Source organism: Marinobacter profundi (assembly GCF_002744715.1).
Lineage (GTDB): Bacteria > Pseudomonadota > Gammaproteobacteria > Pseudomonadales > Oleiphilaceae > Marinobacter > Marinobacter profundi.
Genome location: NZ_KZ319368.1, coordinates 423,377 through 444,764, shown reverse-complemented (window position 1 = coordinate 444,764; position 21,388 = coordinate 423,377). Strand labels below are relative to the sequence as shown.

General features: G+C 59.0%; 16 protein-coding genes. 9 read left to right on the top strand and 7 right to left on the bottom strand.

Annotation, left to right across the window (positions count from 1 at the left end; all coding sequences use genetic code 11):
* The first annotated feature begins 36 nt into the window (after positions 1–36).
* The 4 genes from nqrF (at position 37) to sthA (ending at position 4,087) form a co-directional block, all read left to right on the top strand.
* Positions 37–1,263 (top strand): NADH:ubiquinone reductase (Na(+)-transporting) subunit F, encoded by a 1,227-nt coding sequence (nqrF, locus tag CLH61_RS04975; RefSeq protein WP_099613589.1) that lies wholly within the window; start codon positions 37–39, stop codon positions 1,261–1,263.
* Positions 1,264–1,272: 9 nt separating this feature from the next.
* Positions 1,273–2,322, top strand: coding sequence for an FAD:protein FMN transferase (locus CLH61_RS04970; protein ID WP_099613588.1), 1,050 nt, complete (start codon positions 1,273–1,275; stop codon positions 2,320–2,322).
* Between the two features lie 11 nt (positions 2,323–2,333).
* A complete protein-coding gene (gene nqrM / locus CLH61_RS04965) occupies positions 2,334–2,582 on the top strand; it encodes a (Na+)-NQR maturation NqrM (RefSeq protein ID WP_099613587.1) in 249 nt (82 codons plus the stop codon).
* 113 nt (positions 2,583–2,695) lie between these two features.
* Positions 2,696–4,087: a Si-specific NAD(P)(+) transhydrogenase gene (gene sthA / locus CLH61_RS04960; protein ID WP_099613586.1), complete on the top strand. Its 1,392-nt coding sequence runs from the start codon at positions 2,696–2,698 to the stop codon at positions 4,085–4,087.
* 90 nt (positions 4,088–4,177) lie between these two features.
* On the opposite strand, the gene CLH61_RS04955 is transcribed toward sthA, so the two are convergent.
* From CLH61_RS04955 to rnk, 6 genes are all read right to left on the bottom strand, one after another.
* Positions 4,178–4,981 carry a glycerophosphodiester phosphodiesterase gene (locus tag CLH61_RS04955; protein WP_099613585.1) on the bottom strand — a complete coding sequence of 268 codons (804 nt, stop codon included), beginning with the start codon at positions 4,979–4,981 and terminating at the stop codon, positions 4,178–4,180.
* A complete protein-coding gene (locus CLH61_RS04950; RefSeq protein ID WP_099613584.1) occupies positions 4,978–6,105 on the bottom strand; it encodes a 3-deoxy-7-phosphoheptulonate synthase in 1,128 nt (375 codons plus the stop codon). The genes CLH61_RS04955 and CLH61_RS04950 overlap by 4 nt, the downstream gene beginning before the upstream one ends.
* A gap of 31 nt (positions 6,106–6,136) precedes the next feature.
* Complete coding sequence (locus tag CLH61_RS04945) at positions 6,137–6,586, bottom strand: tellurite resistance TerB family protein (RefSeq protein WP_099613583.1); 450 nt, start codon at positions 6,584–6,586, stop codon at positions 6,137–6,139.
* Between the two features lie 42 nt (positions 6,587–6,628).
* Positions 6,629–7,594 carry a transaldolase gene (tal, locus tag CLH61_RS04940; RefSeq protein WP_099613582.1) on the bottom strand — a complete coding sequence of 322 codons (966 nt, stop codon included), beginning with the start codon at positions 7,592–7,594 and terminating at the stop codon, positions 6,629–6,631.
* A 120-nt stretch (positions 7,595–7,714) separates the two neighbouring features.
* Complete coding sequence (gene dusA / locus CLH61_RS04935; RefSeq protein WP_099613581.1) at positions 7,715–8,761, bottom strand: tRNA dihydrouridine(20/20a) synthase DusA; 1,047 nt, start codon at positions 8,759–8,761, stop codon at positions 7,715–7,717.
* Positions 8,762–8,881: 120 nt separating this feature from the next.
* Positions 8,882–9,280 (bottom strand): nucleoside diphosphate kinase regulator, encoded by a 399-nt coding sequence (gene rnk, locus CLH61_RS04930; RefSeq protein ID WP_099613580.1) that lies wholly within the window; start codon positions 9,278–9,280, stop codon positions 8,882–8,884.
* Between the two features lie 439 nt (positions 9,281–9,719).
* Here rnk and CLH61_RS04925 point away from each other — a divergent pair, with 439 nt between their 5' ends.
* The 5 genes from CLH61_RS04925 to CLH61_RS04905 all read left to right on the top strand — a co-directional run bounded on the left by CLH61_RS04925 (position 9,720) and on the right by CLH61_RS04905 (position 20,360).
* Positions 9,720–10,634, top strand: a complete 915-nt coding sequence (locus CLH61_RS04925) for an AEC family transporter (protein WP_099613579.1) — start codon at positions 9,720–9,722, stop codon at positions 10,632–10,634.
* A gap of 295 nt (positions 10,635–10,929) precedes the next feature.
* Entirely contained in the window at positions 10,930–11,562 is a 633-nt protein-coding gene (locus tag CLH61_RS04920; protein ID WP_143752085.1) for a hypothetical protein, read from the top strand.
* Between the two features lie 58 nt (positions 11,563–11,620).
* Positions 11,621–13,723 (top strand): GGDEF domain-containing phosphodiesterase, encoded by a 2,103-nt coding sequence (locus CLH61_RS04915; RefSeq protein WP_099613577.1) that lies wholly within the window; start codon positions 11,621–11,623, stop codon positions 13,721–13,723.
* 108 nt (positions 13,724–13,831) lie between these two features.
* Positions 13,832–19,342, top strand: coding sequence for a response regulator (locus CLH61_RS04910; RefSeq protein ID WP_143752083.1), 5,511 nt, complete (start codon positions 13,832–13,834; stop codon positions 19,340–19,342).
* Positions 19,332–20,360, top strand: coding sequence for a response regulator (locus CLH61_RS04905; protein ID WP_099613575.1), 1,029 nt, complete (start codon positions 19,332–19,334; stop codon positions 20,358–20,360). The genes CLH61_RS04910 and CLH61_RS04905 overlap by 11 nt, the downstream gene beginning before the upstream one ends.
* A 25-nt stretch (positions 20,361–20,385) precedes the next feature.
* On the opposite strand, the gene CLH61_RS04900 is transcribed toward CLH61_RS04905, so the two are convergent.
* The gene (locus tag CLH61_RS04900) at positions 20,386–21,336 is read right to left on the bottom strand and encodes a zinc ABC transporter substrate-binding protein (protein ID WP_099613574.1); all 951 of its coding nucleotides are present in this window, start codon (positions 21,334–21,336) and stop codon (positions 20,386–20,388) included.
* Positions 21,337–21,388: the final 52 nt, after the last annotated feature.

Below are 21,388 nucleotides of genomic sequence, written 5' to 3'. Positions count from 1 at the left end.
CAACCCGGTGATTCGGTTTAACGAAAAGGCGAGACCATGAATACAGAAATTATTCTCGGCGTGGTCATGTTCACCGTTATCGTGCTGTCCCTGGTAGCAGTCATACTTGTGGCACGCTCGAAGCTGGTTAGCACCGGTGATGTGACTATTGAAATCAATGATGACCCCGAGCATACGGTGAAAACCGAGGCCGGTGGCAAGCTGTTGGGCACCCTGGCCAACAGCGGTATTTTCCTGTCCTCCGCCTGTGGCGGCGGCGGTACCTGTGCCCAGTGCAAGTGCAAGGTCCTCGAAGGCGGCGGCGCCATGCTGCCGACGGAAAAGACCCACTTCACCAACCGGGAAGAAAAGGAAGGCTGGCGCCTTTCCTGTCAGGTTCCGGTCAAGCAGGACATGAAGATCGAGGTTCCCGAAGAGTTCTTCGGGGTGAAGAAGTGGGAGTGTGAGGTTATTTCCAACCACAACGTTGCCACCTTCATCAAAGAACTGGTCCTTAAGCTGCCGGAAGGCGAGGAAGTGGACTTCCGCGCTGGTGGTTATGTTCAGCTGGAGTGCCCGCCCTACGAAATCAACTTCAAGGATTTCGCAATCGAGGAAGAGTTCCACGAAGACTGGGACAAGCACGACATCTGGCGCTACAAGGCGGTGAACAAGGAGAACACCATCCGGGCATACTCCATGGCCAACTATCCCGAGGAGAAAGGCCTGCTGAAGTTCAACATCCGGATCGCAACGCCGCCTCCCGGTACCGATTACCCGCCGGGCATCATGTCCAGCTTCGTGTTCAACCTGAAGCCGGGTGACAAGGTTACTGTGATGGGACCGTTCGGCGAATTCTTCGCCAAGAAGACCGACGCCGAAATGGTATTCATCGGCGGTGGTGCCGGTATGGCGCCCATGCGCTCCCATATCTTCGACCAGCTCAAGCGCCTGAACTCCAAGCGCAAGATCAGCTTCTGGTACGGTGCCCGGAGTGTCCGCGAGATGTTCTACGTGGAAGACTTCGACGGCCTCGCCGAGGAAAACGAGAACTTCCAGTGGCACGTGGCCTTGTCGGATGCGCTGCCATCCGATAACTGGACCGGCTATACCGGGTTCATTCACAACGTTCTCTACGAGAACTACCTGAAGGACCATCCGGCTCCGGAAGACTGTGAGTTCTATATGTGTGGGCCACCCATCATGAACGCCTCGGTCATCAAGATGCTGAAGGATCTGGGTGTCGAAGATGAAAACATCATGCTGGATGACTTTGGGGGTTAATCAGCTCACATGACATCCCGCATGCTACGACCCGCCAGGGTGGTTCTTGCCAGCGTCCTCTGGACGCTGGCACTTGCCGCGCTGGCGGGTTGTTCGTTTCAGTCCGAGGAAAAAATCTGGGAGATAGCCGGGCCGGTTTTCGGCACCAGTTATCATATCAACGTGGTATTGACGGAGGATCCGCAGCAGCTGGAGAATCTGGCGGCCGGCATCCGTGATGTGCTCGATGATGTGGATGCGTCCATGTCGACCTGGCGTCCGGATTCGGAGTTGTCCAGCTTCAACCAGCGGGAAGATCAGTCGGAGTGGGTGGCGATTTCCGCGCCCCTCTATGAGGTCATGGCCGCCGCGGTCGAGGTTTCCGAGTTAAGTGCCGGTGCCTTCGACGTTACCGTAGGACCGGTAGTCAACCTGTGGGGGTTTGGCCCGCAGGCCCGTCCTGACACGGTGCCTGACCAGGTAGTGCTGCAGCAGGTGCTGGATGCCACCGGTTACGAAAACCTGGAGCTCCGTGCCAATCCTCCCGCATTGCGTGCCAACGGCCGGCAGTACATTGACCTGTCCGCCATTGCCAAGGGTTACGGAGTGGATGCGGTCGCCCGTTACCTCGATACCGCGGGGGTGAGAGCCTACCTGGTGGAAATTGGTGGGGAGGTCCGGGTCAAGGGTCGCAAACCCGGCGGTGATGCGTGGCGCCTGGCCATCGAAGAACCGGTATCCGAACGCCGCCAGGTGAACCGTGTAGTGGCGCTGGACGGCCAGGCCATGGCGACCTCCGGCGACTATCGTAACTATTACGAATCGGAAGGTCAGCGCTATTCACATACAATTGACCCTGAAACCGGACGACCGATTGGCCACAACCTGGCTTCGGTCTCGGTCATTGCCGAAAACTGCATGAAGGCGGACGCCCTGGCGACAGCCTTCAACGTGATGGGCTACGACAAAGCTCAGGCGTTGGCGACGCGTGAGAATATCGCCGCCTATTTTATCGTGCGGGGAGAAAACGGGTTTGAGTCGTTCTATACGCCCGCGTTCTCGTCGTTCCTGACCAGGTAAGGGGAGGAGTTATGGGTACCTTTCTGTTGGTGTTACTGATCGTTGGCCTGCTGGTTGCCGGTATGTCAGTCGGGGTGATCTTCGGTCGCAAGCCGATCAGCGGAACCTGTGGCGGCATTGGTGCGCTCGGTATCGACAGTTCTTGCGAGATCTGTGGTGGCAATACCCGCAAGTGTGCGGAAGAGAATGAGCGCCTGGCCAGCGAAGGCAAGAGTGCCGAGGCACTGGCGTACGATGCCACCGACAAGTCCGGCCAATAACCGCCGGACTGTCCGTTTTCCCGGCTGCTGATTGATCTCCACGGTGAGAGAGTGGTAGGCGGTTGATTTTATAACTATAAATTTTGCGACGTAGATAAGGGGTCACTGCACTCATGGCAGAACATCATTACGACGTCGTCGTTATCGGCGCTGGTCCTTCCGGTGAAGGCGCGGCTATGAATGCGACGAAACACGGCAAGCGGGTCGCGATCATCGAGGACAAGCCCACAGTCGGCGGCAACTGCACCCACTGGGGCACCATTCCTTCCAAGGCTCTTCGACACTCCGTCAAGCAGATCATCACCTTCAACACCAACCAGATGTTCCGTGATATCGGCGAACCACGCTGGTTCTCGTTTCCGCGGGTGTTGCAGAACGCCCAGAAGGTGATTGGCAAGCAGGTCAAGTTGCGGACCCAGTTCTACTCCCGTAACCGGGTCGACCTGATCAATGGCCGTGCTTTTTTCCTGGACCCGAACCGGATCGAGGTTCGTGGCAACAAGACCGCGGAAGTGCTTCACTTCAAACAGGCGATCATTGCGACCGGTTCCCGTCCGTACCTGCCGCCGGATGTGAATTTCCGTCACCGTCGTATCTACAACAGCGATACCATCCTGAATCTGTCACACACCCCGCGTACCCTGATTATCTACGGTGCCGGTGTAATCGGTTCCGAGTATGCCTCGATCTTTGCCGGGCTGGGTGTGAAAGTGGACCTGATCAACCCGGGTAACCGGCTGCTGTCGTTTCTTGACGATGAAATTTCCGACGCCCTGAGTTACCACCTGCGCAATAACGGCGTGCTGGTTCGCCACAACGAGCAGTATGAGTCGGTGGAAGGTGATGATCACGGCGTGGTGCTCAGCCTGCAGTCCGGCAAGAAGATCCGTGCCGATGCGTTCCTGTGGTGCAATGGCCGTACCGGCAACACGGACCGTCTCGGTTTGGAGAATGTCGGCCTGGAGCCGAACGGCCGCGGTCAGTTGGCGGTGGACGATCATTACCGTACCGACGTTCCCCACATCTATGCCGCGGGTGACGTGATTGGCTGGCCGAGTCTGGCCAGTGCAGCCTACGACCAGGGGCGGTCGGCGTCGTCGGACATCGTACAGGATGATTACTTCCGTTATGTCTCGGATGTGCCGACCGGCATCTACACCATTCCGGAAATCAGCTCGGTCGGCAAGACCGAGCGTGAGCTTACCGAAGCCAGGGTGCCCTACGAGGTTGGCCAAGCGTTCTTCAAGGATCTGGCCCGCGCCCAGATCACCGGTGAAGCAGTGGGCATGCTGAAAATCCTGTTCCACCGGGAAACCCGTCAAATCCTGGGTATCCACTGTTTTGGTGACCAGGCGGCCGAAATCGTGCACATCGGCCAGGCCATCATGAACCAGCCCGGGGAAGCCAACTCCCTGAACTACTTCATCAATACCACCTTCAACTACCCGACCATGGCTGAGGCCTACCGGGTAGCTGCGCTCAACGGTCTGAACCGGATCTTCTGATGGACCGGTTGCTGGCGGCGAGTAATGCGATTCGCGTTGCTTGCCGGCTGCCAGTGACGGGACGGCATGGTACCGTACCGTCCAGGTCGGTTATCCTGCCGGCAGGGAGCGCTGCCCGAGTGCTTCGCCCTCCGGGCCAGGGGTGCTCCGCGGCAGCTGGGGTACGGCGGCCGCCCGGTTGTCAAAGTACATCCGGGTACTGGTCGGGAAGTCGGTGATAATGCTGTCCACCCCCAGTTCCTCCAGCATCAGCATGTCGTGAATGCGGTTGACCGTCCAGGTAGAGACGTGCATGTCCCGGCGGTGGGCTTCCTCGACCAGCTCCCTGGTGCATAGCTTCCAGTTCAGACACAGGTAATCGCACTCCAGGCGCGCCGCAGTGCTGGTGGGCCGGGGAAAGCGCCGCTCGGCGACCAGCCCGATGCGAATCTTGCGATTGCGCCTGCGGGTTTCCTGCAGGAACCAGGTGTCCGATGAGGTGATGGCCACCCGCTGGAACAGGTCCCGCCGCTGAATGATTTCAGTGAGGCGGTTGCACAGGATGTTCAGCCGATGGCGGTTGTCGGACTTCACTTCAAGCTGGAGATGTTCAAAGTCCGGGATGATCGCCAGTACTTCCTCCAGGGTTGGTACCCCGGTCGCCTTTGACCACGGCGGCGTATTGCGGCGGGCGTCCATGACGGCCAGCTCGCCGGCGGTGAAGCTGGCAACATTGCCGCTGTGTCCGGTGGTGCGATCGACGGTCAGGTCGTGGATGATGACCGGAACGCCATCGCTGGCCAGCACCAGGTCAAACTCGAAGTGGCGGATGCCATGCCGGTAGGCGTGATCGAAGCCCGCCAGGGTGTTCTCAGGGGCTTCTCCCTTGGCCCCGCGGTGTCCGTAGATGATCATGCTGCACTGTGCCCCGGAATCCGGCGGTAGATCTCCTGGCGCTTCTTCCAGGTTTCATGGCAGAGGCGGATATCCTCCAGGTAAGCAGGCAGTTCGTGCATCAGCAGGGCCTGCGGGCCGTCCACCAGTGCTTTCTCCGGTTTCGGATGGAAGTCCACCAGCACCATGTTGGCGCCGGCAATCACTCCCTGCGCCGTGGCATGCATGACGTCAAGGATGCCGTCAGGGGCCTGGTCGCGACTGCCGACGGAATGGGAGGGGTCCACGCACACCGGCATGCGGGTGAGGCGTTTGACCGCTGGCACATGGGCGAAATCCACCATGTTGCGATGGGGCTGGCCCGCCTCGGTTTTCATTCCCCGCAGACAGAAAATCACATTGGCATTGCCCTCGCTGGCCAGGTATTCCGCGGCGTTGAGGGATTCATTCAGGGTAATTCCAAAGCCGCGCTTCAGCAGGACCGGGTAGGTGCTCTGGCGCCCGATGGCTTTCAGCAATTCAAAATTCTGGGTGTTGCGGGTGCCCACCTGGAGCATGACGCCAGTGGGGCGGCCCAGTTTCTCAAGGCAGGTGTCGATTTCCTCGATGTGGCTTTCATGGGTGATCTCCATGGCAACCACCCGGATGCCGTGTTTGCCGGCCTTCTCGAATACCCACGGCAGGCAGCCGGCCCCGTGGCCCTGAAACGAGTAGGGGTTGGTGCGGGGCTTGTAGGCGCCCATGCGGGTACAGACCTCGCCATTGTCCTCCAGTGCCTTCAGCATCATTTCGACGTGCTCGGGTACGTCGACTGCACACAGGCCGGCGAATATGTTCAGGTTGCTCTGGTCGAAGGTGACGCCGTTGTAGGTGAAGCCGTTCTGGCGCCGGTCGTCGTGATGGCGGCCGAGGATACGGTAGTCGTCGGAAATACGGATAACCCGTTCCACCGCGGGCAGCGCCTCAATTTCATCCTTGTCGAGTGACTTGGTGTCGCCCAGCAGGTAGATCTCGGTCAGCCGCTGGGCCGAACCCTGAATTTCGTGGACCCGTACAGAAACCCCGGGAAGGTTTTCAAGGAAGTTCAGGGTCTGGCGGCACGCCTCGCTGTCCAGCGAGGTATCCGGATGAAGAATGGCAAGCATGGTGAGCTCCTTTCATTCGCTGAATCGTTCGTCAGTCCCGGCTTGCTTCGGCGCGGTGGCGGGCCTGCATGTATTCACGGTGGTTAAGATGCAGCAGGTCGGCCATGCGGCGAATAAGGTGTTCCTCGTATTTGTCGATACGGCCGTCGGCAAAGGCTACCTGCCAGATGTGTTCCAGCAGTTGTTGTTTCTGGGGCTGGTCAAGACTGTCATTGAGCTGGCCGGTAAACTGGTACAGGGACGTCGCATCGTCCGCATGGGCCAGGGCATCCTGCAGGATCTCCTGCGCTTCCTCATGGGTGACCGCATGGGCTTTCACGGCGCAGTCCACGATGGTGCGCAATTCCTGTTCGTCTTCGTCGTGGTCCACCCTGGAAAGCTGCACCATGAGTGCGGTGGCCGCCACAGCCAGTTCGTGGGGGGCGGGCCTGGCCCGGTGCTCACCGGGTGCAGCAAAAAGTTTCTTCAGGCGTTCTATCATGGTGCGGGCTCTCTGGTGTTCCCGGATTACGATTATCCGGTATCAGGCAGCGCTGGCCAGGCGTCTGACCCGGGACTCCAGCTCCACCTGGTCGGCGGCAAACCGGCGAATGCCATCGGCCAGCTTCTCGGTGGCCATGGCATCTTCGTTGGACTCCCAACGGAACAGGCCTTCGTCTATCTGGCCAAAGCGGTCGCTGCTTTTCGCGTTATCCTTCGAAAGGCGGCGGTCGAGGGGACGGTGGTCGTCCCGCAGTTCCTGCAGCAGGGCTGGGCTGATGGTCAGACGGTCGCAGCCGGCGAGCATTTCGATCTCCCCCGCATTGCGGAAGCTCGCGCCCATCACCACGGTGTTGAAGCCGTTGGCCTTGTAGTAATTATAGATGCGGGTGACCGATTGTACGCCCGGATCTTCTGCCGGCGCAAAGGCGTCCCGTCCGCTGTTGGCCAGGTGCCAGTCCAGGATGCGGCCGACGAAGGGCGAGATCAGGAAGGCGCCGGCATCGGCGCAGGCAGCTGCCTGGATGAAGGAGAACAGCAGGGTCAGGTTGCAGTGAATGCCTTCCTTCTCGAGCTGTTCGGCCGCGCGGATACCTTCCCAGGTTGAGGCAATCTTGATCAGCACCCGCCCGGTATCCACGCCTTGCTCTTCATAGAGCCCGACCAGGCGGCGGGCACGCTCCAGGGTTGCCTGGGTATCAAACGACAGGCGGGCGTCCACCTCGGTGGATACCACACCGGGAATCAGCTGGAGGATTTCCCTGCCGGCGAGCACTGCCAGCATGTCGGTGGCATAGTTCAGCTGCTCGGCATCCGAACCACCCTGTCTGCGGGCTTCATCCACCGCCCGGTCCAGCATAGGACGGTAGGCATCGGAGGCAGCGGCCTTCAGCAGCAGGGAGGGATTGGTCGTGGCATCCTGTGGTCGCCACTGGGCAATGGCATCCAGGTCGCCGGTGTCGGCAACTACCGTGGTCATGGTCTTGAGTTGGTCGAGCTTGCTGGTCATTCGTCCTGTCGTCCCGGTCAGTTTGTTATTGCGGCACCCGGTCCGCGGGTGCTGAAGGTCATTCGCCTACAATAACGGCCCGCTCTGACAGGAACAAGACAACCAAAGGTTATGATCTGTTCAGGCAGTGACTATCGGGGATGCCTCAGGCTCCCGGACCCGGGCCAGGGCCTCTTCGATGACCTCGAGGCCGGCACCCGCTTTGTGGGCATTCTCACTGATGTAACGGCGGAACTGGCGGCCACCGGGCATGCCGTGAAACAGCCCCAGCAGGTGGCGGGAGATGTGGCCAAGATAGACGCCACGTTCGAGCTCGCTGCGAATAAACGGCAACATGGCCCGTAAAGCCTCGTGAGGGGTATGGAAAGGCGCGGGCGCACCAAAGAACTCCGGGTCAACGCCGGCCAGCAGCCAGGGGTTGTGGTAGGCTTCGCGGCCCAGCATCACGCCATCGGTGTGCGCCAGGTGCTGGTGAACCTCGGCAAAGGTCTTGATGCCGCCGTTGATGATGATTTCCAGGTGGGGGTAGCGCTGCTTCAGCTGGTACACCCAGTCGTATTTCAGCGGCGGAATCTCGCGGTTCTCCTTCGGGCTCAGGCCCTCCAGGATGGCAATCCGGGCATGCACGATGAACGTCCGGCAACCGGCCCCGGCGACCTTCTCGACAAATTCACACAGCTGATCCCAGGAGTCCCTGCCATCAATGCCGATCCGGTGCTTCACGGTAACCGGCAGGCTGGTGGCGTCCGCCATCGCCCGCACGCCCTCAGCCACCCGGTCCGGATGGGCCATCAGGCAGGCGCCGATCATGTTGTTCTGTACCCGGTCACTGGGACAGCCCACATTCAGGTTGACCTCATCGAAACCGAACTGCTCGGCCAGCTTTGCACAATGGGCCAGTTCGCCGGCATCGCTGCCACCGAGCTGCAGTGCCAGCGGGTATTCCGCCGGATCGTGACGCAGAAAGCGGTCGGTGTCGCCGTGGATCAGCGCACCGGTGGTGACCATTTCCGTGTAGAGCAGGGTGTGGCGACTCAGCAGGCGGGCCAGGTAGCGGTAGTGGCTGGTCGTCCAGTCCATCATCGGGGCCACACAGAAACGCCGCGAAAGACTGGGTTTGACAGTGTAACTGCGGATGCTGGCTGGGGCGGGGCTTGTGCTGGTCATGGCTTACGATGGCTGCTGAAAATGGCCCGCCAGTTTAGCAAAAAAGCAGCGGGCAGGTTGTAAGGGGTTGGCGAAGCCGGCGCCGGTCCCGGCCTCGGGCCGGCGCGGTCATAAGCAGGATCACGCCGCGGGCTGGTCCTTGCGAGTCACCATGACGATTTTCAGGTGCAGACTCTTGCGGCCCTTAACCGGCCATTCGATGCTATCGCCGATACTGAGTCCCAGCAGGGCGGCACCGGCAGGCGCCAGAATGGACACCCGGTTGTCACCGGCCGCTGCTTCGTGGGGATAGACCAGTTCAAGTTCGTGTTCCTTGCCGGAATCTTCGTCCAGAAACCGGACCACCGAGTTCATGGTGACAACGCCCGCGGGCATGTCTGTCAGGGCCACCAGGTTCGCCCGGCTGAGTTCCTCTTCCAGCCCTTCGGCGACTTCGGAGGTGCCTGCGGCTTTCTCCAGCAGGGTGCTCAGGCGGTTGTAGTCTTCTTGTGCAACGGTAATTGCAGGCAACGCAGACATAACTATCTCCGTGAAATGATTAAAGGATTGGTATTTTTCGCTGAACCCGGCGGGCTACTCAGCGCGGATTCAGCGGGAAGAAAGAAAGGCGGTCGCGCTGCCGGTGATCTCCCGGGGAGAAGACCGCAGTGCAGAACGGCTCGGTACGAGCAAGCTTTCAAGAGGAATCAGAGTCACACAGCATCCAGGAGTCTGGCCTGTGCATGCGTGAGCCGCACAGGCGGAAATATCCGGCAGTACCTGATGGAATCTACCTTGTGTCGGGGAAACTCGCAAATGGCTTTTGTCGGGACGTGGCTGTCGGGGCTTATGGCGCAGATAGTCCGGAGGTCGCAGGGACGTGCTCTCCTCATCTTTGCTATCCTCTGTAGCTTGCTAAACTTGGCCCCTGGAGTTGTCCAGGGGTTGCGATGCCAGGATTGCAGGGGAGTTGGAGTCCATGCCGGTAATGGTTCAGGCGCTGGTGCCTGTGTTCGCACTGATTGTGCTGGGTCACCTGTTCCGGCGCTGGAATTTCCCCAGTGAGGACTTCTGGGGCCAGGCGGAGCGCTTTACCTACTACGTGTTGTTCCCGGTGATGCTGGTGTTCAAGCTTGGACAGGCGCGGTTGCCACCCTCGGCTTATGGCGAGATCGCGCTGGTCATTGCCAGCCTGCTGCTGGTTATGAGCCTGGTGCTGGTTCTGGTGCAGCTGGTCTGGCGCTGGCCAGGGCCGGTGTTCTCCTCGGTCTATCAGGGCGGGATGCGCTTCAATTCCTATGTCGGGCTGGCTGCGGCCGGCATGATGCTGGGTGACGAAGGGTTGTCTCTGGCGGCCATAGCGGTGGCGGTGATGGTGCCGCTGCTGAACCTGCTCTGTATCCTGATGTTTTCGCTCGTCGCCGGCCGCGGCAACTTCCGCCTGATGCCCCTGCTGCGCGCCATCATTACCAACCCGTTGATCGTCGGTTCGGTGATGGGCGTGGTCTGGAGTTATTTCCAGATCGGTTTCCACCCGCTGCTGGCCGGTATCCTCGCACCGTTGAGCAATCTGGCGTTACCACTTGGCCTGATGACGGTTGGCGCCGGTCTCCAGCTCCGGGCCTTGCGGGGTGGTTCGATGCCGTTCCTGGTGTCGTCAGTGATCAAGCTGCTGCTGTTTCCGCTGGTTGCCCTCGGCCTGGCGGTGAGCCTGGGCGGCGACGGCCTGCTGGTGCAGGTGGTGGTGTTGTTGGCGGCTTTGCCGACGGCGACATCCGCATACATCCTGGCCCGTCAACTGGGTGGCGACGCACCACTGATGGCCGGCATCATCAGTGGGCAGACCCTGCTGGCGATGATCACCATCCCGTTGATGCTGGGAGTGCTCTGGTAACAGGTGACCCCCGCCACTCCTGAACATACGAAATCCTCGCAATGCCATAGGGAAGGCTCCCTATAGGTCCATTGACTCCCCCCGACGCTCACTTACCATCCGGTTTAAGAATTTCGTCAAAGCTTCACCTTGAGGTTGCCGTTTTCATCATTCGGAGTAAGTCATGTTCGGTGTGGGTTTTTTTTCCGGTGACAGTGGATTGGTGCCAGCAGGCAGACCGACAAAGCCGGACTCGCAACCGGTGTTTGACTGGTTGCCTTTGTTTTCTCGTTATGGCGCTGTGGCCGGGTATTTCATGGCACCGCTGGCCAACGCTGGCGTGGATTCCAGTCTGCTAGCTCAGTTGGGGTGGCTATCGCAGAGTGCCTGTAGCACACCCGCATTGAGTGCTTCCCGGTTGCCAAAATCCTGCCATGGCAGTGACACAATCTTGCTGGTCAGGGTGGCGGCCATCCGGTTACTGAATGAACTCAGCCTTGCCGAAATTATCGATACTGCTTCGACGCTGGGCCGTTCCGGCTACCGGCTTGCGGTGTTCTTGAGCGACCGGGAACTCGGCGACAGCGGTTGTCTGCGGCAATTGCGGCGGGCTCTGTTCCGGTTGTCTGATGCCGGAGTCGTGCCGGTAATCTCCGACCCTGTTGAAGACCTGGCCAGCGTTCACTTGGGCGTACGGATGATCCGCAGGGCGGCGTCCATCATTGCCGTAACGCCGGAATGGTTGGGTATTGGTGACACGGAAGCATACTTCGACCGTCCGCTTTATCTGGCGCGCTCGCGGCAGTTGCGGCGGTTGGCCCATGAAAATGCGGCCTGCCTGATGTTCGACGGTGTTGCGTCTGAATGGCACATGAATTTCCTGGCCTCATTACCCTTCACACTCCATGGTGGACCGGCAGATCTTACGTTACTGAGGGTTTCGGCCTGAGGGGCATCGTGATGCCTGTCAGTTATTTTTGTCGTCTGAATTATCGGGAAGTCGTTTTATGAAATTGATTCAGGGTGGTAAGAGTGAGTCAGCAACGGGTGAGCCTCGGCCCTGCCATCGTTTACCGACCTCCGGCAGCTTTCTCTATGCGAAGATTTTCTGCGCACTCCCATACCCGGCGTTGGTGATTGACCTGGCTTCCAGGGAAGTTGCGGACGTTAACGATCGAGCCCTTGAAGCCCTCGATTGTTTCCCGTCGGAGGTTTCGGGCGCTGACTTTTACGACCTGTTCGGACTTGCTGAAACCTGCCGTGCCCCGGGGCTGGCTTTAGCGGATGTGTTTGATCCCGATAACCCGGCAGCGTTCTCGCTCCTGTTCGAGCCGGCAGGCAGGAGCAAGATGTTTTGTGTCGATGGCCGGTTCCGTGTTGACCAGGATGGCCGTGGCTATCTCGTGCTGGTGCTGGCTGCGAACCACGAGCCTGTCCGGTTGTCCGCATTCCCGGGATATGCCCCGGGTGACTACCAGGCGGGTGCCGGTGCCTGCTGGCGTAATCTGGAAACAGTTGCGAAAGCCCGGTTGCGGGATGGCGAGTATTTCGCGGTGGCGATGTTCAGTCTTGACGACTGCCGTGCCAAACTGACGGGCTTTGGCGAGCAGTTGACCACCAGCTTGCTGACGGCGCTCACGGACCGGCTAGACGCTGCACTTCCGGGCAATGTCGCAGTATTTCGCTATTCCAGGGATGAGTACCTGTTGGTGTTCGAGAACACCCGGGGCCTGGATGACGCAATGGAGTTGGCGTTCCAGGCGTTGTCCTCGAAGATTGTCATTCACGATCTGCTGTTCTCGGTTGCCGTCAGTGGTGGCATCTATGTGTCGCGCCCAGGCGATGACCTGTCCCCTGAAGTACTGGTGTCCAAGGCCCGTAAGGCGCTGGATCGCGCCCGCCTGGAAGGGGGCGGGCATTACTTGTTTTTCAGTGAACTGGGTGTCCGGAAAGCCGACCTTGCGGACCTCTACCTCCAGACGATCCGCCGCGCCTTCTATGAGGGGGAGTTCTCCCTGCACTTCCAGCCCGTGGTCTCGCTCCAGGATGACAGAGTTAACCGGGTAGAGGCGGTTCTGCGCTGGCAGCATCCGGAATCGGACGTGCTGAAACCGGTTGAGTTTCTTGACGCCATCAAAGGCACCGCCTTGTACGAAGAGGCAGGCGAATGGCTGGTCAACCGGGCCCTGGTCACCCTTGAGCGCTGGGCCGCCCGGGGTATCCCGCTGTCACTGAGTGTCAATATTACAGGTGATCATCTGGCCACACCGGGTTGCATCGAACGACTGACAACGATGTTGTCTCGTCACAACGCGGAGGTGGTCAGCCGACTGGAGCTGGAGATCGTCGAATCGCGCCTGGCAGACGAGGTTCTGGCGCTTGGCGGGCCGCTCCGTTCGCTGCGCAAACTGGGTGTCAGGGTGACGCTGGTCGATGCCGGCGACGGCAGTTTCGACACCTTGCAGCGTTTCAGTGCCGAGCTCGACCGGGTAAAGGTCGAAAGCGATTTGGTAGAAAATCTCGAGGAGGATCTGGCCAGTATGTTCATCGTCCGGAGGATAATTGTTCTGGCTAATGAACTTGGCTTGCCGGTAGCTGCCAAAGGCGTGGAACGGCAGGACCAGCTGAAGCTACTGCAAGCTCTTGGGTGTGTCGAGGTCCAGGGCAACCTTATATCGGAACCTTTGGGCGAGTTGGCGTTGATCGAATTCTGCCGGGAGCATCGGTTACGAAACTCGGGCGACACTGCCCGGCACGAAAACCACCGTTTTGTGGCACTAGGCCGCACCTTGAGCGAGCACAGGACGATGTTCAGCAAGATGCTGGATGAAACGGTCTGCGGTCAGACGATACTTCCCGGTGACCAGGATAGTGTTCGAATGTTGCAAGAATTGTTGCACTGCTACCAAAGTGCCCAAGGCGTTTCACCGAGCCAGCCTCGGCGACCAGTCAGTCTGCGGGAGCAAAACGAGAGCCTGCAGGATCTCCAGCGGCAGGTGGATGGCGGCCCGCGGGCCGGTACGCCCAACCCTGATCTTCTGAAAGCGAGCGCCCTTCTGCTGAGCGAGCTAATCAGCACGGTCGATAGTTTTCGGCATCCCGCCTGCTGAAATATGACAAGGTTTTACACCGCTGCGATCCAATCGGGCGCCGCTGGTGTAGAACTCTAACCGAAGGCTTGTCATGCTTGGGCGAGCTGGCAGCGGAGCCCTCTAATCGTGGCGCATTCAAAATTTTCTTCACCCGTTTTCGCGCTTTTGAGTGCGTTGGTCATTGGATTGATTGCGCCCTTGGGCATTCCCGCGGCGGCCGCTCAGGGAGTGGCTGGCCTTTCAGTCGAGGAACGGGCCTGGTTGGCTGAAAATCCCGTAATTCAGGTGGGAAGCCGGATGGATTGGCCGCCCCTGAATTTCTATGCGCGCCAACCTCGGGGCTTGTCCGTCGATTATGTAAATCTGCTGGCCGGCAAGCTGGGGCTGGAAGTAACGTATCTGTCCGGTCTTGATTTGCCATCACTGCTTAGTGAAGCAAAGCACGGACGGCTTGATGTATTGCCGAACATCGAGAGTTTGTCAGGCAGGCAAGACTACCTGCTGTTTACTCCACCTTATGAGTCGACACCGATCGTAGTGGTGAGTTCGCTGCAGCGATCGTTTGTCTCCGGGGATGAACTTCGCAATTACCACCTGGCTTTGCCAGCGGGTCCAGCAGGTAGTGCATACAAGGAACTGCTGGAGAGGCAGTACCCGGGAATCCGTGTCACGTTCTATGAGGATTCCCTGGGGGCGTTGCGGGCCGTCGCCTCAGGAAAGGCTGATGCGACGCTTGGTGAACATACCTTGATGCAATACCTCATTAATCGGAATTTTCTGACCAACCTTCGGATCGGCGAACCTGGTACCGCTGGAGTCAGCGACGTTATTGATCTGCGCCTAGGTATTCGCAAGGATTTGCCTCTGCTGCATTCCGCGCTAACGAAGGCGATGGGCTCGGTAACGGAGGCCGAAATGGCCGCGTTACGTGAACGCTGGTTTGCGGCCCCCAAGGATGGTCTGGACGTTTCCCGTTCCCAGGAATTGGCTACGTTGCAGGGCTGGATAATCACCGGCTTCATTCTGGGGGTTCTGGTGCTCGCGGTAACGTTTGTGGTGGTTCCGCGGCTAAAGTTGTTTGCGATGGAGCGGCTTCTTATCGGGCGCAGAGGCCAGCGCCGTGCCGGCTACGGATTCCTGGTTTTTGTCATGCTCGCGATGTCGCTTTCCGTCTGGTATGTGCTCCAGCGCATGGAAAGCCAGCTGCGCATCGAGAGTGTGCAGGTACTGCAGGCCATCAATCGATCCGTCAATCAGTCCCTGACAGTGCTGGAAGATAACCTGACGCAACATCTGCGTCACCTTGCCGATATCCGCGAGATTCATACCCTGGTGAACGACCTTGTCGTTGCCCTGGATCGGGGAGGCGAGTCCAGTGGTCCTGAAACCATCCGCAATGCCCTGACGGCGGTGCTGCGTTTGCATGCGACTGAGATGGGTGCAATGGATCTTGCAGTAGTAACTCCGGATGGCACGGTGCTGGCATCAGCCGCCGGAACTGACTCCGGTGTTCCGGTATTTGAATTGTCTGTGGTCAGCGACGTGTTCCGTGATGTTCAGGAGATGGGTGGCAGCTCGTTTCGGTCCCACGTTTACCTGACCGAATCGGGTGCAAGCCGGATGTTCGCGGGAACGCCGATCGCGGGTGGTGATGGTAGAGGCCGCACTGCGCTGATTCTGGCCGTCGATCCGGCAGTCCTGTTTGCACCATACCTGACCAGTGGTCGGATAGCCGAAAGTGGTGAAACTTACGCCGTGGACACTCAGGGCAGGATGATTTCCGAATCCCGCTTTGGTGACTTCAAGGATGTTCTGCGAACGGGGCGGCAGGTTGTTGTGCCGCCAATGGTACAGGGGCTTGAAGCACAGGCCGGCGGTGACGGGAAAGATGCCGCGGTCTCCGCGATGGCTTTGGGCTTGTTCCGGCAAGAAGCCGGCGTCGATTGGCAGGGATATCCAGATTACCGGGGCGTGCCTGTTTTGGGGGCCTGGAGCTGGTCAGATGCGTTTGGCATTGGAGTACTTACCGAGATGGATGTGTCTGAAGCGCTCGCGTCCTACTTTGTGACCCGAAACCAGGTGCTTGTCGGCGGGGCCGCAACCATGGCCCTGGTGCTGTTGCTGACGCTAATCATCATAAGGCTAGGGGAGCGCGCGAATGGTCGGCTAGAGGATCTGGTTGACGCCCGGACCGAGGACCTCCGACGCAGCGAGGAGCGATTTGCCCTGACGACCTCAGGGAGCGGGGATGGGCTCTGGGACGTGGATCTGATTACCGGGAAGCCCTGGTTTTCGTCCAGGTGCAGCGAACTGCTTGGTTTCGAAGTCGACCAGGGCGGCCCCCATGATGCCAGTGAATGGCTGGATCGGCTTCACCCTGAAGACAAACCGGGCGTACTCAAGGCATTGAAGGCGCATCTGGGAAACGACGAGCCGTTCGATGTGGAATTCCGGCTAAAACCCCGGGGAGGGAAGTGGCGCTGGTTTAATGCTCGCGGTAAATCGCTCCGTGGTGATGCTGGGAAGGCGTATCGTATAGCCGGATCGCTGACGGATATCCACGATCGTAGGCAAATGCAATCCACAATCAGCCTTGAACGGGAGCAATTACAGTTGATTCTCGACGCCAGCCCGATTGGTGTGGCGTTCTCAGCGGGCGGCGTCTTCCGATTCGCCAACCCGCGCTTCCTTGCAATGGTGAATGCCGGAATTGGAGATCCGGCGGATCAGATCTACGTCAAACAGGAACAACGTGCCGAGATGCTGCGATTGCTGCAGTCTGCGGGCCGGGTTGATAACCACGAAATCGAGGTATTCGACCGTCAGCGCAAGGTTCGCGACATCTTTGTCAGTTATGTTCCGATCCGTTACTACGGTGAGGACGGCGTCCTGGGCTGGTTGTCTGACATCACCGATCGTAAGCGCGCCGAGGAGCGGGTCCGGGAAAGTGAGGCCCGCCTCCATGCCGCGGCAGAAGCTGCGAAACTGGGTCTGTGGGAATACTCCCCGGAATCTGACGAGGTACTGGTCAATGCCGGATGGGCATCCATGCTGGGCTATCGACCGGAAGAGCTGCTGGAGCCGCGCGGTAGCTGGTTCCGGCTCAATAACGGTATTCAGGGGTGGAAAAATCTGGTTCACCCTGACGACCTGGCAACGGTGACAGAACGTTTCAATGAACATCGGGACGGCGTAAGCGATCAGTACAGGGCTGAGTACCGAATGATGTGTGCGGATGGCTCCTGGAAATGGGTTATGGCCGCCGGGCAGGCCATTGAACGGACCGTTGAGGGATCGGCTATCCGTTTAGTGGGGATACATTCCGACGTCCATCAGCAGAAAGAGATGCAACGTGAGCTTATTGCCGCTCGTGATTCTGCAGAGGAGGCGACGCGGGCGAAGTCTGATTTTTTGGCTAATATGTCACACGAACTCCGTACGCCGATGAACGCGATTATCGGTATGACCCATCTCGCCCTGCAGACTGATCTCGACAACCGTCAGCGCAATTACCTCGAAAAGGCGGGTAAATCGGCAGACGCATTATTGGGGCTCGTCAACGATATTCTCGATTTTTCAAAAATTGAGGCGGGCAAGCTGCTGATAGAGGAAGTGCCGTTCAATCTTGAGCATGTGTTGAATCACCTTTCTGCGGTCATCGGCTTCAAGGCGGAAGAGAAGGGGCTCGAGCTGATTTTCGACTTCGCTCCCGGCCTGCCTGTTGCGCTGATAGGGGATCCGCTGAGGCTCGGACAGATCTTGCTGAACCTGAGTAGCAATGCGGTCAAATTCACCGATACCGGGTCGATCATTGTTTCCGCAGCGGTTGTTGAGGAGTCTGGGGATCACTGCCGGCTACATTTTGCAGTGAAAGACACCGGTATCGGGATGACTCCGGAGGAGCAGAAACGGTTGTTCCGCCCCTTCAGTCAGGCAGACTCCTCCACCACTCGTAAATACGGTGGCACAGGACTGGGGTTGGCTATCTCGAAAGATCTTACGGCGATGATGGGCGGCGAGATCTGGCTGGTAAGTGAACCCAGGATGGGTAGTACCTTTCATTTTTCCGTTGAGTTGCGAAAACAAGTGGTGAGTGGCCCGTTGCCGGGTGCCGCGGAAGCAGATTTTGACGGACTGCGGGTTCTGGTGGTTGATGACAGCGAGCCGGCGCGGGAGGCTATTGTCTCAATGCTGACTGCGATGGGGATGCGTGTGTCGGCGGTAGCTTCGGCTGCCGCTGGCCTGGATCTGCTGACCCGCACCAGCGGTGATGATCGCTTTCGTTTGGTGTTAGTGGACTGGAAAATGCCGGGCCAGGACGGCCTGGAGATGGTTCACGCGATGACCCGGTGTCTGGGTATCAGGGCGATGCCACTGGTAATAATGATGACGGCGTTCGGCAGGGATGAGACCGCGGATTTTCGCCAGACATTACCGATCCGCTCGGTCATCGCCAAACCCATGACGCCGTCGTCACTGTTTGATGGGATCTCTTCGGCGCTTGGGCGTAATTTGATTAGCGAAAACCAGGGCGCGGCCCACACCTTGCAGCGAAATCGGAACCTGCAGCGGCTGAAGGGCGCGCGGATTCTCCTGGTTGAAGACAACGACATTAACCAAGAGCTGGCGGTGGAGCTTCTTTCCGGTTTCGGAATGGCGGTTGTGGTGGCCGGTAATGGCCAGGAGGCCCTTGACCGGCTTGATGAGCAGTCCTTTGATGGCATCCTGATGGATTGTCAGATGCCGGTCATGGACGGCTACACTGCGACCAGGAAACTGCGTCAGCAGGAACGGTTCAGATCCCTGCCGGTCATAGCCCTGACGGCTAATGTGATGGCCGGTGACCGGGAAAAGGTACTTAGAGCCGGTATGAATGACCACATACCGAAGCCCATCAAAGTCGATGAACTGCTTCAGGTGATGGCGAAGTGGATTACCTCCGGCGAGCATGCCGATGTTTTTACGGAACCGAGTGAGTCAGCCAATACAGCAGATAGTGAGGGGCTTGCCATCCCGGAATTGGTTGGCGTCGATACAGCTGCCGCCCTTGCCCGGTTACAGGGTAACAGTGAGTTATATCTTCGACTGTTGCGCAAGTTTGCGGATGGCCAGCGAGACTTTGCACGGGAACTCACATCGGCGACCCATCGGGCGGCATGGGCAAAGGTGCAGGCCCTGCTTCATTCCATGAAAGGCATATCTGCCACGATCGGAGCGGATGCACTTGCGGAGACATGCGCCATGCTTGAAGCTGCGGTAGCGGAGGAACACCGTTTGGAACCGCGATCATTAGATAACCTTCGATGGGAGTTTGCGACCGTATTGGACAGTGTATCTGGTTTTATTCAGGGCCTTACTGAACACCGGGGAGCGAACCGGGAGCCCGGTGGCGGGGAGGATGGTCTGCAGGAGGCTCTGGAGCTAATGCTAGGTCAGCTGCAGACCTTCGACGTCGCAGCAGTCGATCAGTTTTCCGGCCTCCAGGAAGCGCTTCTGCGCCGCGGCTACGGCGATGAGATCAAGCAATTGGAGCAAGCCCTGAAGGCTTACGATTTCGAGGGCGCTGAGCGGGTTGTTGAACAGTTATGCCGCGAGCTTGCGGGTAGTCACAGGGTAGGGGGCAGGAATGGCCATTGAGGATAGCCGGAAAGTCATCTTGGTGGTCGATGACAGGACCGATAACATCGATGTGCTGGTGGAAACCCTCAAACCCTATTACCGGGTGCAGGCGGCGACGAGTGGTGAAACAGCGCTGAAAATTGTTGCCCGGTCAGTGCCTGACCTCATTCTGCTCGATGTAATGATGCCGGGGATGGACGGCTATGAAGTCTGTCGCCGTCTCAAGGCCGATTACACCACACGCCACATTCCGGTTATTTTCGTTACCGCCAGAGTTGGCGCTGATGATGAGCTGAGGGGGCTGGAGGTCGGAGGTGTGGACTACATCACCAAGCCCGTCAATCCGCCGATCGTGATGGCCCGGGTCAGAACGCAGATGGCGCTTCATGACCAGAACCGGGAGCTGGATCAGAAAGTGCGAGACCAGACCCGCCTGTTGCATGAAACCCGGCTCCAGGTCATTCAGCGGCTCGGCCGGGCAGCGGAATACAAGGATAACGAAACCGGCCTTCATGTTATCCGGATGAGTCATTACTCCCGCATCCTCGGATTGGCTGCGGGGATGGGTGAAACCGAAGCGGATCTGCTGATGAATGCAGCACCCATGCATGACATTGGCAAGATCGGCATTCCCGATCAGATCCTGCAGAAACCCGGCCGTCTGACGGACGAGGAAATGTCGGTGATGAAGCGGCATTGTGAGATTGGCGCAGAGATCATCGGGGACGATGACTCTGACCTGTTGCGGTTGGCCCGCACCGTTGCGATGACGCACCATGAGAAATGGAATGGACAGGGTTACCCCTGTGGCCTCAAGGGGGATGAGATCCCACGAGTGGGACGGATCGTTGCCATCGCCGATGTCTTTGATGCGTTGACTTCCGAGCGCCCTTACAAGAAAGCATGGACGGTTAAGGACGCTGTTCACTACATTGAAAATGAAGCCGGGGAGCATTTTGACCCCGACCTCGTGCAGCGGTTTGTCGATTCGCTTCCTGAGGTCCTGGAGATCAGGGCCCGCTATGCTGAGCCCTGACCCACAAGTCTGCCATTAGCCGAAATCAGTTTCCGGTACCGTTCGCCAGGCAGCGCAGTACCGCGTCTGCCAGCCCACTCTGAAACGCAAGATAGCCGTCCGCGTTGGCCACGATATCCGTGGCCAGCGGATCCCAGGTGCTGAAGGTCACCGGGATACCTTCGGTGATCGAGCGCCACCACTGGCGTTCAAACTGGGGCTCTGTCAGCAGGCAGGCATTCTCCGACTGCCGGAGCTTCCGCTGGACTTCCGCTACGTGGCGGGCACCAGGGGAGCGCTCGGGGCTCAATGTAAGTACGCCCGCTATCTGCAGTCCGTAATGTTCGGCAAACCGGCTGAAGGCATCGTGATAGGTAAACAGGCTGATGCTGCGGGCCGCCTCCAGCCGTGTACGGATCTCGACTTCCGTGCTCAGCAGGCGCTGTTCAAAATGGTCCAGGTTGTTATCCAGGGCGGTCTGGTCGACGTCCGGCAGGCCTGACAGTTGGCGGTGAATCTCCCGGGCCATGTCCAGTGCCAGCATGGGGTCCAGCCACAGGTGAGGGTCCTCGCCTTCGCCGTGATCGTGACCGTCATGGCCGGTAGCCGCCCGTGTCGGCTCCGTGTCAGGTTCGTCGTGCCCGTCGTGCTCTTCGTGATGGCCCTGGTCGTCGGTTGGGGTCAGGGCATGGCTGCGCTCTGAGAAGTCCCGACCGGACAGCAGGCGGGTGAGGAACGTTTCCATGTCCGGACCAATCCAGAAAATGGCGTCCGCGCCTTCCAGGTCCTGTCGCTGGGAAGGTTTGAGCTGATAGTTATGGGGGCTGGCGCCAGGCGGCACCAGGGTCGTAATGGTGGCATTGTCCGGAGCCACGGCTCGCACCAGCAGTTCAACGGGCTTGATGGATGCAACAACCTCCGGTGCTGCCTGGGTGGCGCCGGCGAACAGTACCAGGGTGGCCGGTGCCAGCCTGCGGGCGAGGCGGGATAGGATCATGGTGTGAGTGACCTGTAGCAACTTAATTGAAACGTTATAATATAACAAAACA